This is a genomic window from Plantactinospora sp. WMMC1484 (assembly GCF_049315195.1).
GTDB lineage: Bacteria > Actinomycetota > Actinomycetes > Mycobacteriales > Micromonosporaceae > Plantactinospora.
On sequence record NZ_CP186055.1, the window covers coordinates 867,010 to 881,250 of the forward strand.

The window sequence follows — 14,241 nt, forward strand, 5'->3', positions numbered from 1 at the left end:
GATTCCAGGGGTGCTCCTCCGATTACTCTTCACATGCGCCTAGACTTGGCGACGCGCGCCGGAACACCGGCCGGAACTCGGCCGCGGACGGCTCGCGCGGGCGGAGGTGCGCGATGGACGAGGTGTTGGCTCGGAGCGGGATCTTCCAGGGCGTGGACCCCGAGGCTGCCGAGGCACTCGCGAAGGACATGGAGACGATCGAGGTTCGCAAGGGTGAAATCGTCTTCAACGAGGGCGAACCGGGCGACAGCCTCTATATCGTCCTGAGCGGCAAGATCAAGGTCGGCCGGCGGGCCGCCGACGGCCGACAGAACCTGATCGCCGTGATGGGCCCCTCCGACATGGTCGGCGAGCTCTCCCTCTTCGACCCCGGCCCGCGCACGGCCACGGCCACCGCCGTGATCGACACCCGCCTCGCCCGGCTGCGCAAGCAGGCGCTCCGCCCCTGGCTGAACAACCGCCCGGAGATCGCCGAGCAGTTGCTCCGGGTGCTCGCCCGCAGGCTGCGCCGGACGAACGACAACCTGGCCGACCTGATCTTCACCGACGTGCCCGGCCGGGTGGCGAAGAACCTGCTCCAGATGGCGGGCCGGTTCGGCACCCGGGACGGCGGCGTACTCCGGGTCACCCACGACCTGACCCAGGAGGAGATTGCCCAGCTCGTCGGCGCCTCCCGGGAGACCGTCAACAAGGCACTCGCCGACTTCGCCTCGCGCGGCTGGCTCCGCCTCGACGGCAAGAGCATCATCATTCTCGACCCGGAGCGCCTGGCCCGCCGCGCCCGCGTCTGACCGCCCACCTCCACCCCGCCCCACCCCCGGAACCTCTCCAACCCGCAAGATCTCAGATCCTGGAACCGGAACGTCGCCATAGCGGCACTCACGTTCCTAGATCTGCGATCTTGCCTGGATCTGGGGCTGCAACAAGCAGGCTTGACTGTTTGTTTTGTGGGGAGCAGGGTGGTGTGCGTGTCCACTGGGACGAGCCGTACGCCGCAGCGGGAGCGCAGCCGGGCCACCCGGGCCCGGGTGCTGGAGGCGACCGTGGAGTGCCTGGTCGAGCGGGGTTGGTCGGGCACCACGACCACGGTGGTCGCCGCGCGCGCCGGGGTGTCCCGGGGTGCCCAGCTGCACCACTACCCCACCAAGACCGCGCTGGTGGTGGCTGCGGTAGAGCACCTGGCCGAGCGGCGAGCGGCGGAGATCCGCGCCGAGGCGGCCGGCCTGCCAAGCGGTCCGGAACGGCTCGACCAGGTCATCGACATGCTGGCCAGCGCCTTCACCGGCCCGCTCTTCGTCGCCGCCCTGGAACTCTGGGTCGCCGGGCGGACCGATCCGGAGTTGCGGAAGGCGCTGGTGCCGCTGGAGGCCCTTGTCGGCCGCGAGATGCACCGGCTCACCGTCGACCTGCTCGGCGCCGACGAGCGGCGGCCGGGGGTACGCGAGGCGATCCAGGCAACCCTCGACCTGCTGCGCGGGCTCGGCGTGGCCAACCTGCTCTCCGACGACTCGACCCGCCGCGCCGCCCTGCTCGGCCTCTGGAAACGCCAGCTCGCCTCGATCGTCGCCACCCCTCGAAGAGTCCGCCACCCCTTGGCGGTCACCACCGCCGACCGCCGCTGATCCGCCCCCGACCGGCGACACCGACGACACGAACACGGACCGACGACACGAACAACGGACCGACGACACCGGCAAGGAGAGCTTCGCATGGTCGATCTCGACAACCTGCTGACCGACCTGGACGCCGAGTCGGCCGCCCTGGAGTCCATGGTCGTCGACCTGCCCGAGACGGACTGGGCCCGGCCCACCCCCGCACCGGGCTGGACCGTCGCGCACCAGATCGCGCACCTGGCCTGGACCGACCACGTCACCACGCTGGCCGCCACCGACCCCGACGGGTTCGTCGAGTGGCTCCGGCGGGCGACGGAGGATCCACACAACTTCGTCGACCAGGGTGCGAAGGAATTCCTGGCACCCGTACCGGAGCTGCTGAAACGCTGGCGGGCGAGCCGGGCGGCCCTGCCCCGGGCGCTGCGTGACCTGCCGCCCGGGGCGAAGATCCCGTGGTACGGCACGCGGATGTCGGCCACCTCCACGGCCACCGCCCGGATCATGGAGACCTGGGCGCACGGCGAGGACGTCGCGGACGCGCTCGGCATCACACGTACGCCGACCGCCCGGCTCCGGCACGTCGCCCATCTCGGCGCCCGGACGATCGGGCACGCCTTCGCCACGCACGGCCGCCCGGTCCCGGACACGCCCGTACGCGTCGAACTGACCGGTCCCGACGGCGGCCTCTGGCAGTTCGGACCGCCCGACGCGGCGGATCGGATCACCGGGTCGGCGCTGGACTTCTGCCTGCTCGTCACCCAGCGCCGTCACCACACCGACCTGGACCTGGTCTCGGTCGGGCCGGTCGCCACGGAATGGCTCGGCATCGCCCAGGCATTCGCGGGCCCGCCCGGCGCCGGCCGGCAACCCTCCGGCCGCGAGCCGGGCGAGGCGGTGCGGTGATCGGCGCCGACCCCGACGTGCTGCGGATCGGCAACGCCTCCGGGTTCTACGGCGACCGGTCCAGCGCCTGGCGGGAGATGCTCGACGGCGGCGACCTCGACGTGCTGACCGGCGACTACCTGGCCGAGCTGACGATGCTGATCCTCGGCCGCGACCGGCAGCGCGACCCGCGGCTCGGCTACGCCCGCACCTTCCTCCGCCAGCTCGAACCCTGCCTCGGCACCGCGCTGGAGCGCGGCGTCCGGATCGTGACCAACGCCGGCGGACTCAACCCGGCGGGGCTGGCGATCGCGCTGCGCGACATCACCGACCGGCTCGGGCTGCCCGCCCGGATCGGATACGTCGAAGGCGACGCCCTCGATCACCCCGGCGCCCTCACCGCCAACGCCTACCTCGGGGCGTTCGGTATCGCCGCCTGTCTGGAGGCCGGGGCGCAGATCGTGGTGACCGGCCGGGTCACCGACGCCTCGCTCACGGTCGGCCCGGGGATCGCCCACTTCGGCTGGACCCGCACCGACCTCGATTCGCTCGCCGGGGCGACCGTCGCCGGCCATCTGCTGGAGTGCGGCGCCCAGGTCACCGGCGGCAACTTCAGCTTCTTCACCGAACTGCCGGACGGCGGCCGCCACCCCGGCTTCCCCCTCGCCGAGCTACACCGGGACGGCTCGGTGGTACTCACCAAGCATCCGGGCACCGGCGGCGCGGTCACCCGGGAGACGGTCACCGCCCAACTGCTGTACGAGATCGCCGGCCCGGACTACCTCGGCCCGGACGTGGTGAGCCGGCTCGACACGGTCACCCTGGCCGACGCCGGGCCGGACCGGGTACGGGTCACCGGGGTCCGTGGCACGCCACCGCCACCCACCCTCAAGGTCGGGGTGACCCGGCTGGGCGGCTTCCGCAACTCCATGACATTTGTCCTCTGTGGACTTGCGATCGAGGCGAAGGCGGCACTGGTTCGGGCCCAGCTCACCGACGCGATCGGGGCCGAAGGGTTGGAGTTCGCCCTCGCCCGTACCGACCACGCCGACGCCGCTGACACCGAGACGGCAAGCGCGCTGCTGCACGTACACCTGACCGACGGTGACCCGAAGCGGGCCGGGCGGGCCTTCTCGGCCGCCGCCGTGGAACTGGTCCTGGCCTCCTATCCCGGCTGCACCCTGACCACCCCGCCCGGCGACGCCAGCCCCTTCGGTGTCTTTGCCGCCGAGGAGGTCGGCCAGGACGAGGTACGCCACGTCGCCGTGCTCCCCTCCGGTGAGCGGCGCGACATCGCGGCTCCGACGGTCACCGCCCGGCACGACGAGCAACCCGGCACCGACCAGCTCGAAAGCGAGCCGACCGGCAGTCAGCCGACCGGCAGCGAGCCGGGTGGGGCCGGACCGAGCCGGCGGGCAGCGCTCGGGGCGGTGGTCGGCGCCCGCTCCGGCGACAAGGGCGGCGACGCCAACCTCGGCGTCTGGGCCCGCTCGGCCGCCGGATACCGCTGGCTGCTCGGCTGGCTGACCGTCGAACGGCTGCGCATCCTGCTGCCCGAGACGGCCGGACTCGCCATGCGCCGCTACGAGCTGCCGAACCTGCGGGCGGTCAACTTCGTGATCCGCGGCCTGCTCGGCGCCGGAGCTGCCGGCTCGACCCGGTTCGACCCGCAGGCCAAGGCGCTCGGCGAACTCCTGCGGGCCCGCATCGTCGAGCTGCCGGCCGCACTGCTCGATTCACCTGCCGGCGCCGACGGTGAGAGGAACGAAGCGTGAGCGTGTTGCGGACGGCCGTCGACTCGGCGGCTGCGGCGTACCGGCAAAACCGGGCCGCGATGCTGGAGCGGCTGGCGGAGCTGGAAACCGCGCTGGACGCCGCCCGGGCCGGTGGCGGGGAGAAGTACGTGACCCGACACCACGACCGGGGCAAACTCCTGGCCCGGGAGAGGATCGAGCTGCTGCTCGACCGGGACGCACCGTTCCTGGAACTCTCCCCCGTCGCCGCCTGGGGCACCGACTTCCCGACCGGCGCCAGCGTGGTCACCGGGATCGGGGTGGTCGAGGGTGTCGAGTGCGTGGTCGTCGCCAACGACCCCACGGTACGCGGTGGCGCGATCAACCCGTACACGCTGCGGAAGACCCGGCGGGCCGGCGAGATCGCGTACGCGAACCGGCTGCCGCTGGTGAACCTGGTCGAGTCCGGCGGGGCCGACCTGCCCAGCCAGGCCGAGATCTTCATCCCCGGCGGAGAGGTGTTCCGGGACCTGACCCGGCTCTCCGCCGCCCGGATCCCCACCATCTCGGTGGTCTTCGGCACCGCCACGGCCGGTGGCGCCTACGTGCCGGGGATGTCCGACCACACCATCATGGTGCGCGACCGGGCGAAGGTCTTCCTGGCCGGGCCGCCGCTGGTCAAGATGGCTACCGGCGAGGACGCCGACGACGAGACGCTGGGCGGCGCCACCATGCACGCCAGCACCTCCGGGCTCGCCGACTTCGTCGCCGCCGACGAGCGGGACGGGCTGCGGCTGGCCCGGCAGTGCGTACGCCGGCTCAACTGGCGCAAGCACGGCCCGCCGCCCCGCCGCGCGCTGCCCGAGCCGCCGAAGTACGACCCGGAGGAGTTGCTCGGGATCGCCAGCGGTGACCTGCGGGTGCCGTTCGACCCGCGTGAGGTGCTGGCCCGGATCCTCGACGGCTCCGAGTTCGACGAGTTCAAACCGGCCTACGGGCGCAACCTGGCAACCGGTTGGGGAGAGCTGCACGGCTATCCGGTCGGCATCCTGGCGAACGTGCAGGGAGTCCTCTTCTCCGCCGAGGCGCAGAAGGCTGCCCAGTTCATCCAGCTCGCCAACGCCGCCGACACCCCGCTGCTGTTCCTGCAGAACACCACCGGCTACATGGTCGGCACCGAGTACGAGCAGGGCGGCATCATCAAGCACGGCGCGCTGATGATCAACGCGGTGTCGAACTCGACCGTGCCGCACCTGACCGTCAACCTCGGCGCGTCGTACGGGGCGGGCAACTACGGCATGTGCGGCCGGGCGTACGAGCCGCGCTTCCTCTTCACCTGGCCGAACGCCAGGTCGGCGGTGATGGGGCCGGCACAGCTCGCCGGGGTGCTCTCGATCGTGGCCCGGCAGGCCGCGCAGGCGCGGGGGCGACCGTACGACGAGGACTCCGACGCGGCGATGCGGGCCATGGTGGAGCGACAGGTCGAGGCGGAGTCGGCCGCGCTGTACCTTTCCGGCCGGCTCTACGACGACGGGATCATCGACCCCCGGGACACCCGTACGGTCCTCGGCCTCTGCCTCTCCGCGATCCACAGCGGACCGGTGGCCGGCGCCCACACCTTCGGCGTCTTCCGCCACTGAGCTGTAAGGAAGGGCCCCCGCTTATCGCATTCTGTTGTACAGGGGGCCCCTCCCATCACACCACCCGGTCCGAGCCCGACATCGACAGGAGGAGTGGCGGATGATCCGCAGACTGCTGGTGGCGAACCGGGGCGAGATCGCCCGACGGATCTTCGCCACCTGCCGGTCGCTCGGCATCGAGACGGTCGCCGTGTATTCCGACCCGGACGCCGACGCGCCGCACGTGGCCGAGGCCGACTACGCGGTACGGCTGCCCGGCGCCGCGCCGGTCGACACGTACCTGCGGGTGGATCTGCTGGTCGCGGCGGCCGAGCGGACCGGCGCCGACGCGGTACACCCCGGTTACGGTTTCCTCGCCGAGCACGCCGGCTTCGCCGCCGCGGTCGGGGACGCCGGTCTGACCTGGGTCGGCCCGCCGGCCAAGGCGATCGCGGCGATGGGCGACAAGACCGAGGCGAAGGCGCTGCTCGCCGACGCGGGCGTGCCGATGCTGCCGACGTACTCCGCCGCCGAGCAGGTGGCCGCGTTTCCGGTACTGGTCAAGGCGGCGGCCGGTGGGGGCGGGCGCGGGATGCGGATCGTCCGGGACCCCGGCGAGCTGGCCGGGGCGATCGACTCGGCCCGGCGGGAGGCCGCCGCCGCGTTCGGCGACGGCACGGTCTTCGTCGAGCCGTACGTCGAGCGGGCCCGCCACGTCGAGGTGCAGATCGTCGCCGACGCGCACGGCACGGTGCTCTCCTTGGGGGAGCGCGAGTGCTCGATCCAGCGCCGGCACCAGAAGATCGTCGAAGAGGCGCCCTCGGTGGCGGTCACGCCGCAGTTGCGTACCGCCCTGGCGGAGGCGGCGGTCGCCGCCGCCCGCGCCGTCGGCTATCTGGGGATGGGCACGGTGGAGTTCCTGCTCACCCCGGCCGGCGAGTTCCACTTCCTGGAGATGAACACCCGGCTCCAGGTCGAACACGCGGTCACCGAGTGCGTCACCGGCACCGACCTGGTCCGGCTGCAACTGCTGGTGGCCGAGGGCGGTGCGCTGCCGCCGGCCGCACCACCGGTCACCGGACACGCGATCGAGGTACGCCTCTGCGCCGAGGATCCCGCCGCCGACTGGCTACCGGCCGCCGGCACGTGGCACCGGTTCGCCGTGCCGGGGGTGACCGTCGAGTTCCGTCCCGATCCGCGGCGCGACGCCGGGCTGCGGATCGACACCGGCGTGTGGGACGGCTCCGTCGTCGGCATGCACTACGACTCGATGGTCGCCAAGCTGATCGCCTGGGCGCCGACCCGGGACGAGGCGGCCCGGGCGCTGGCCACCGCGCTGCGCCGGGCGGAGTTGCACGGCGTGACGACCAACCGGGACCTGCTGGTCCGGGTGCTGCGCTCGGCGGAGTTCCGGGCCGGCGAGATCGACACCGGCTTCCTCGGGCGGCATCCGGAGGTCTTCGCTCCGCTGATGCCTGCGGACCGGGTCGGGCTGGCCTGCCTGGCCGCCGCGCTGGCCGGGGCCGCCGCCCGCCGGGCCGGCGCGCCGGTGCTCGGCACCCTCCCCTCCGGCTGGCGCAACGTACCGAGCCGGCCGCAGGTGGTGAATTACGCCACGCCGGCCGGTCCGGTCGAGGTCGCCTACCGCCTGGACCGCTCCGGGGAGTTGCTCGACTGGCAGTTCCGGCCACTCGCTGCCGGGCCGACCATGCCGACCAGGCCGATCGAGCAGGGCGGACAGGGCGAGAAGGGCGGGCAGGGCGGGCCGGCCGAGAAGGCCGAGCAGGGCGGGCCGGGCGGGCCGGGCGGGCCGGCCGAGAAGGGCGGGCAGGGCGGGCAGTCGGGGGTGGTGGTGCTCGGCGCCGAACCGTCCCGCGCCGTCCTGGCCGTCGACGGCGTGCGGCTCGCCTTCGCCGTACACCGGGTGGGCGATATTTCCTATGTGGATGGTTCGGACGGTTCGGTCGTACTGACCGAGCTGCCCCGGTTTGCCGAGCCGACACCCGCGCTGGCCGAGGGCTCGCTGCTGGCGCCGATGCCGGGCGTGGTCGGGCGGCTGCTGGTGGCGGCCGGGCAGCGGGTCGACGCCGGTGATCCGCTGCTCGTGCTGGAGGCGATGAAGCTCGAACATCCGGTCACCGCCCCGTCCGCCGGAGTGGTGACCGAACTTCCGGTCGCCGCAGGCGCCCAGGTGGAGACCGGTGCGGTGCTCGCCGTGGTCACGCCCGAGCAGCAGTCCGGCGCCGCAGACCCCGAGGGTTAGTCACGCCCCGCCGCCCGCACGTGCGGCATCACCCAGGTCCCATCTCCGGAAGGCAGACCGAATGGACTTCGACCTCACTCCCGAGCAGCGACAGCTCCGCGAGGCCGTGCGGGCGCTCGGCCAGCGCTACGGCCACGGCTACTTCGTGGCCAGGGCAAAGGCCGGCGAGCACACCACCGAGCTGTGGGACGAGGCCGGCCGGCTCGGTTACCTCGGGGTCAACATCCCCACCGAGTACGGCGGCGGTGGCGGTGGGATCACCGAGCTGGCCATCGTCTGCGAGGAGTTGGCGGCGGCCGGCTGCCCGCTGCTGCTGCTGGTGGTCTCACCGGCGATCGCCGGCACGGTGATCGGCCGGCACGGCACCGAGGCGCAGCGGCGCGCCTTCCTGCCCGGGCTCGCCGACGGGACGCTGAAGATCGCCTTCGCGATCACCGAGCCGGAGGCGGGCTCGAACTTCCACCGGCTCGGCACCGTCGCCCGCCGTGACGGCAACGACTGGCTGCTCTCCGGTCGCAAGTGTTTCATCTCCGGAGTCGACGAGGCGGCGTACGTACTGGTCGTCGCCCGGATCGAGGACAGCGAGCAGGACAGCGAGCAGGGCGGTGAGCAGGGCAGCGAGCAAGGCGGTGAGCAGGGCAGCGAGCAGGGCGGGGCCGTTGACCCGCAGGGCGGACCGGGCGGTGGGCGGCTTCGGCCCGCGCTCTTCGTCGTGCCGACGGATGCACCGGGGCTGACCAGGTCGAAGCTGGAGATGGAGGTCGTCTCTCCGGAGAACCAGTGGCTGCTCTACTTCGACGACGTCCGGCTGCCCGCCGACGCCCTCGTCGGCGGTACGGCCGAGCCGGGCGACCGGGGTGGACTCGGGGCCGGGCTACCGGCACTCTTCGCCGGGCTCAACCCGGAGCGGATCACGGTCGCCGCGATGGGCGCCGGCACCGGCCGGTACGCCATCGAGCGCGCCTCGACCTACACGGCAGGGCGGCAGGTCTGGGGCCGACCGATCGGCGCCCACCAGGGAGTCGCGCATCCGCTGGCACACGCCGCAATCCAGGTGGAACTGGCCCGCCTCATGATCGCCAAGGCGGCCGCCCTCTACGACGCCGGCCGGGACGTGGAGGCCGGCGTCGCCGCCAACATGGCGAAGTACGCCTCGGGCGAGGCCGCCGCGCTCGCCGTCGACACCGCCATCCAGGTGCACGGCGGCAACGGGATGACCACCGACTACGGGGTGGCCACCCTGCTCGGCGCGGTACGGGCCGGCCGGATCGCACCGGTCAGCCGCGAGATGATCCTCAACTTCGTCGCGCAGCGGGTGCTCCAGCAGCCGAGGAGTTACTAGGAGCGGATCCACCGGACTGCCGGGGGCCGGTCTGCTCAGGAGGTGATGGCCGTGCGGCACTCCGCGTTGATGCGGTTCACCGGGCGGACCCGCCGGCCCATCCCCTCCAGCAGCGAGTCCTCGACGTGAAAGCCCTGGACCCGGAGCCGGTAGCGGGGCAGTTCCTCCTCGGTCGGGCAGAGCACCTGCGCCTCGACCTGCCCGGCCGGCACGTACCGGACGCCGCCGCGCTCCTGCAGAATCACCATGCTCACGTCGTCGACCGTGATCACGTGCCCACGGATCCGCTCGATGCCATCCGTCTCCGGCGCGGTGGCGGGTGCGGCGGACGGGCCGGTAGCCGGCTCCGGTTCGGCCGCCACGCCGGTGCCGTCGTCGCCCACCCGGATCGTGGTGACGGTCAGCGGCAGCACCGGTGTGGTGATCACCGGTAGCGCCGCCCAGCAGAGCATCGCCAGCACCGCCGCCTGGGCCGTCATGGCGAGCGGCCGCGCCACCGTCACCGGTACCGGCCCGGAGACGAGGAGCGCCAGCAGCGGCGGGGCCGCGATCACGAGTACGGCGAAGATCTCCCGCTGGTCCCACGCGTCGAGCAGGGTCGGCAGCATCAGCACGGCGTAGCCGGCCAGCAGCCCACCGAGGAGCAGCAGCCGGGGGATCCGCCGTTCGTCCAGCCGGGCCGGGCTGAGCTGGAACGCGGCCGCGAACGCGGGCAGCAGCAGCGGCAGGTAGAGGATCGGCCAGGTGCCGAGCGCGACGGCGAAGCTGGCGATCACGAGCCAGGGCGGGCTGATCGCCCGCCACCGGGCGAAGATCGGTGGACGTCGGCCGATCCGGTGCGTCGGAGCGTTCTCCGCGCTGACCAGCAGTACGGCGCCGACCGCGAAGATGGCGACCAGCCCGGCCGAGACCAACCGGGCGGCGGTGGTGACCAGCGCGGCGGCCAGGTTCACCGGATTGACGTTGGCGACCAGCAGCAGCGTGGTCTGCAGCTCGCCACCGGCCTCCACGCTCAGCCGGAGGACCGAGAAGATCGCCGGCACCCCGACGACCAGCGTCCAGAAGGACTGGCTGGCCCGGGATCTCCGCTCGGCCGGGTCTGTGCCGGAGGGCCAGCCGAGCGCCGCCGCTACCGGCTGGCCGTCCGAGGATTTGTCACCTGCCATGCCCGGTCCGGAACCCGTCGGCTCCCGTACGGGGAGACTCACACCGGTGCCTTCTCGTCGAAGTCCACCAGGTCCGGCACGTTCAGCGGCGGTGGCTGCTGCCGGTCGGCTCCGAGCCAGGGACCGAGATTCCGGTGGTACGCGGTCAGCCACGGGCTCGTCTTACCGCTGCGACCCTCCTGATAGCTCTTGTGCAGGAAGAAGGCGACCAGGTCGCGGAGGGCGGGATCGCTGATCGGTACCCCGATGCCGAGCTGTTCGCTGGTGCCGAAGGGCATGTCGATGATCTCGAACGCGGCCGGGTGGGCGGAGCGGAACCCGGCCAGGATCGTCTCGTCGGAGCTGACCGCGTCGTACTTGCCGTCGAGGATGCCCTGCACACAGTCGCTGACGCTCTTGACCACCAGCACCTTCACCTGGTGCCGCTCCAGCTCGGCCTCGGTGGTCGACCCGCCGCCGACGCAGACCCGGACGTCGGGACTCCGCAGATCCTCGATGGTCTGGACCCGGCTCTTCAGGGCGACCGGAATCATCACCTCCTGGGTGGTGACGAAGTACGGCCCGGCAAAGCTCACCAGCTTCTGGCGCTCCTCGGTGATCGAGAAGCTGGAGACGACCATGTCGACCTGCCCGCTCTGCAGGGCGGGAATGCGATCCTCGGTGGCGAGCTGGACGAAGTCGATCCGGTCGTCCCTGGCGTAGCCGAGCGACGACGCAATGTAGCGTGCGATGTCGATGTCGAACCCGACGTACTTGCCGTTGTCGTCCAGCACACCCATCAGCGGCTCGAAGACGGCGACCCCGATCCGCAGCTTGCTCTGGCCGTAGATGTGGGACTGCTTGAGCTTCTCCTGCACCGAGGGCGGTTCGGGCCCCCGCTGGCTGTCGCAGCCGGCGCCGGCGGCGAGCAGCAGGGTGAGCACGACCGCCATGGTCGTGCCGAGCAGTCGTACCCGGCCTCGAAGCGATGTCTCGATCATCGGCAGACCTCGGACTGGATGGGGGATAATGCTGCCGAGCGTAGTCGGAAGCGTCTACTTCGGTCGCGACCCGGCCCGGCCGGCGATCGGGTGTGGACCTCCCGGACCGGCCTCAGTCCGTGAGGGTCGGGCCGGTCAGCCGGTCGACGCCCTTTCCGGCCAGGCAGCGGAAGGTGCGACCGGGCCCGTCGTGGGCCGGTGGAAGGATCTCGAAGCGCCACGCGGAGGTGTCGATCAGCGTCGTGGTCCGGCGGAAGACCGTCGCGTTGCAGACCCGACGGACGGTGGCGTCGTTCTTCACCGCCTGGTGGTCGGCCGCGTTCACCCCCTCGGGCAGATCACCCTCTGCGTAGGACTCCCAGGTGTGCCGGCCCGTGCAGGCCACCGGATCGGCCTCTGCCTCGGTACGCCGGACCCGCACGGGGCCGAAGCACTCCAGTTCGGCGGGGCAGCGGACATCGGCGGGCAGTGGCAACTGGCAGCCCGGCAGCGCCCCTGTCGCCGTCGCCGTCGTGGGTCGGTCGACGGTCGGGCCGGCCACCGGCCCGCTCGGCGGCGTCACCGGCACTCCGCGGGTGGTGACGAACCAGAGGCCGCCGGCAACGGTGGCGATCAGGAGCAGGGCACCCAGACCACCAAAGATCCAGAAGCGGCGTTTGCGGCGCCCCGCGCGGGAAACGGTCGGCTCACCGTCGACGTACGGAGGGCCGGAGTCCGGCCGAGGTGGCGGAGGGGTGTAGGACCTCGACAGGTACACGCTCGGTGGACCACCGCCCGAGGTCGGACCACCGCCCGAGGTCGGACCACCGCCCGAGGTCGGACCACCGCCCGAGGTCGGCGCAGCGGAGACCGGGACGCCGGAGACCGGGACGGGCGAGACCGGTCCGCCAGAGACCGGTGCGCCTGGGGCCGGTCCACCGGACGTGGGAGTCCGGGGTGCGGGCGTACCGGTGTAGGCGGGCGGCGGTCCGGAGATCGCTGCGGCACCGGCCGGTGCCGCGGCGTCGCTGCCGGACGGATCGGCGAACGACGCTCCGGACCCCGACCAGGAGGCGCCGGCAACCGGAGTCCCCGAGGTCTGCCCACCCGAGACCGAGCCACCCGAGACCGAACCACCCGAGACCGAACCACCCGAGACCGAGCCACCCGAGACCGGGACGGCGGCGAACACCGTCGGTCCCGGCGGGTTCGACCCGCCGGGCGGATCCAGCGGTACGGCGGCGAGCAGGTCCCGCAACTGCTCGGCGGTGGGCCGGTCGGCGGGATCGTTGGCCATCCCGTAGCGGAGCAGATCGAGCAGCCGGGTCGGGACGCCCGGCAGCTCCGGGATCGGCTCCGTGAAGAGTTCGAGCAGGGTGAGCAGCCCCGGGTTCCGGTCGACCTGCCAGCGCGGCGGCTTGCCGTGCATCACGGCGTAGAGGGTGGCACAGAGCGCGTACACGTCGACGGCCGGCGAGGGCGGGCTGTGCCGGAACATCTCCGGTGGCGCGTACGCCGGGGTCAGCACCTCCAGGGTGATCGCGGTGTCCCGGGCCTCGGCGAGTACGGCCAGTCCGAAGTCGGCCAGTGCCGGCTCGTTGAACCGCGAGTAGAGGATGTTGGCCGGCTTGACGTCCCGGTGCAGGACCCCGAGCTGGTGCGCGTCGGCGAGCGCGTCGGCGATCTTCACCCCGACGTCCCGAGCCTCGGCTGCGCTCAACGGCGAGGTACGCATCCTTTCCGCGTACGACCCGTCGCAGAGTTCCATGATCAGATAGGGGTGTTGGTCCTCGGTGACCCCGGCGTCGAAGAGGTCGACCACATGCGGGTGGGACGACATCCGGCCGGCCGCACGGGCCTCGCGGAGAAACCGGCGCTGGTCCCGCTCGCTCTCCAGGGTGCGGTTCTCGACCTTCACCGCCACCTCGCGCCCCACGGACTGCTGGGTGGCCCGGTACACGGTGGCGTAGCCACCACGGGCGAACACCTGCAAATCCGTCAGGCCGGGCACGACGGGCAGCGGCAGTGCGCCTGGCGGGGTGTCGGTCACAGACTCGAAAATACCGGCAACGTGAGTCGTTTCAGTCCCCCGCACCGCTGGCCGTTACCGGCTGGTTGCGATTTCGACGCCGGTCATACCAAAGGGCGGCCGCAGTGGCAACCGCACCCAGGCCCTCCCAGACGGCCACTCCGAAGAAGCCTGCCGGCGCGGTCCCGGTCAGCACCAGGATGCTGAAGACGACGAAGGTGAGCAGCCGCAGCGGCACGGTGAACCCGAAGAACGGCCGCCAATCCATCCGCGCCGCCAGCAGGTAGTAGACGCCGACGTTCACGGAGGCGACCGACGAGGCGGCGACGAAGGTGCGGGTGTGGTCGCCGTCAGCCCGATCGGCCGGTTGGAGCACCTCGAAGCCGAGTAGGGCGAGCAGCCATTCCGGTCGGGCCAGGCCGACGATGCCGAGCAGGAGTGCGAGCACTCCGAAGACGGCGATCGTCCAGCCTGCGGCCGAGCGGGGAAGCATCCGCGACCTCCGTGCCGGCGCCGGTCCGCCATGGACGCCGACGAATCTAGGCTAACGGCTGCCCGGGGCGCGCGGCATCCCGAAAATCGATGGAATCGAACCCGTCGGCGGAGCCGGCTCCCTCCCGGCCGGCATGGTTGCC

At 72.3% G+C, this 14,241-nt stretch carries 10 protein-coding genes and 1 pseudogene; 7 read left to right on the forward strand and 4 right to left on the reverse strand.

What is annotated here, in order from left to right:
• Positions 1 to 113: 113 nt before the first annotated feature.
• The 7 genes from ACN28C_RS03825 (at position 114) to ACN28C_RS03855 (ending at position 9,452) form a co-directional block, all read left to right on the forward strand.
• Entirely contained in the window at positions 114 to 791 is a 678-nt protein-coding gene (locus ACN28C_RS03825; protein WP_192766500.1) for a Crp/Fnr family transcriptional regulator, read from the forward strand.
• Positions 792 to 968: 177 nt separating this feature from the next.
• Positions 969 to 1,622, forward strand: a complete 654-nt coding sequence (locus ACN28C_RS03830; protein WP_422772219.1) for a TetR/AcrR family transcriptional regulator — start codon at positions 969 to 971, stop codon at positions 1,620 to 1,622.
• Positions 1,623 to 1,709: 87 nt separating this feature from the next.
• Positions 1,710 to 2,516 carry a TIGR03084 family metal-binding protein gene (locus ACN28C_RS03835; protein ID WP_422772220.1) on the forward strand — a complete coding sequence of 269 codons (807 nt, stop codon included), beginning with the start codon at positions 1,710 to 1,712 and terminating at the stop codon, positions 2,514 to 2,516.
• Positions 2,517 to 2,593: 77 nt separating this feature from the next.
• Positions 2,594 to 4,270, forward strand: coding sequence for an acyclic terpene utilization AtuA family protein (locus tag ACN28C_RS03840; RefSeq protein ID WP_422774510.1), 1,677 nt, complete (start codon positions 2,594 to 2,596; stop codon positions 4,268 to 4,270).
• 59 nt (positions 4,271 to 4,329) lie between these two features.
• Complete coding sequence (locus tag ACN28C_RS03845) at positions 4,330 to 5,868, forward strand: acyl-CoA carboxylase subunit beta (protein WP_422774511.1); 1,539 nt, start codon at positions 4,330 to 4,332, stop codon at positions 5,866 to 5,868.
• Between the two features lie 100 nt (positions 5,869 to 5,968).
• Positions 5,969 to 8,110 carry an acetyl/propionyl/methylcrotonyl-CoA carboxylase subunit alpha gene (locus ACN28C_RS03850; RefSeq protein ID WP_422772221.1) on the forward strand — a complete coding sequence of 714 codons (2,142 nt, stop codon included), beginning with the start codon at positions 5,969 to 5,971 and terminating at the stop codon, positions 8,108 to 8,110.
• A 61-nt stretch (positions 8,111 to 8,171) separates the two neighbouring features.
• Positions 8,172 to 9,452 carry an acyl-CoA dehydrogenase family protein gene (locus ACN28C_RS03855; protein WP_422772222.1) on the forward strand — a complete coding sequence of 427 codons (1,281 nt, stop codon included), beginning with the start codon at positions 8,172 to 8,174 and terminating at the stop codon, positions 9,450 to 9,452.
• A gap of 35 nt (positions 9,453 to 9,487) precedes the next feature.
• Here ACN28C_RS03855 and ACN28C_RS03860 read toward each other — a convergent pair whose 3' ends face one another.
• From ACN28C_RS03860 to ACN28C_RS03875, 4 genes and pseudogenes are all read right to left on the reverse strand, one after another.
• Entirely contained in the window at positions 9,488 to 10,618 is a 1,131-nt protein-coding gene (locus tag ACN28C_RS03860; RefSeq protein ID WP_422772223.1) for a hypothetical protein, read from the reverse strand.
• Between the two features lie 38 nt (positions 10,619 to 10,656).
• The gene (locus ACN28C_RS03865) at positions 10,657 to 11,598 is read right to left on the reverse strand and encodes a transporter substrate-binding domain-containing protein (protein WP_422772224.1); all 942 of its coding nucleotides are present in this window, start codon (positions 11,596 to 11,598) and stop codon (positions 10,657 to 10,659) included.
• Positions 11,599 to 12,706: 1,108 nt separating this feature from the next.
• A pseudogene (locus ACN28C_RS03870) lies at positions 12,707 to 13,627 on the reverse strand (serine/threonine-protein kinase); the annotation flags it as partial.
• A gap of 31 nt (positions 13,628 to 13,658) precedes the next feature.
• Positions 13,659 to 14,099, reverse strand: a complete 441-nt coding sequence (locus tag ACN28C_RS03875; RefSeq protein ID WP_422772225.1) for a hypothetical protein — start codon at positions 14,097 to 14,099, stop codon at positions 13,659 to 13,661.
• Positions 14,100 to 14,241 lie beyond the last annotated feature (142 nt).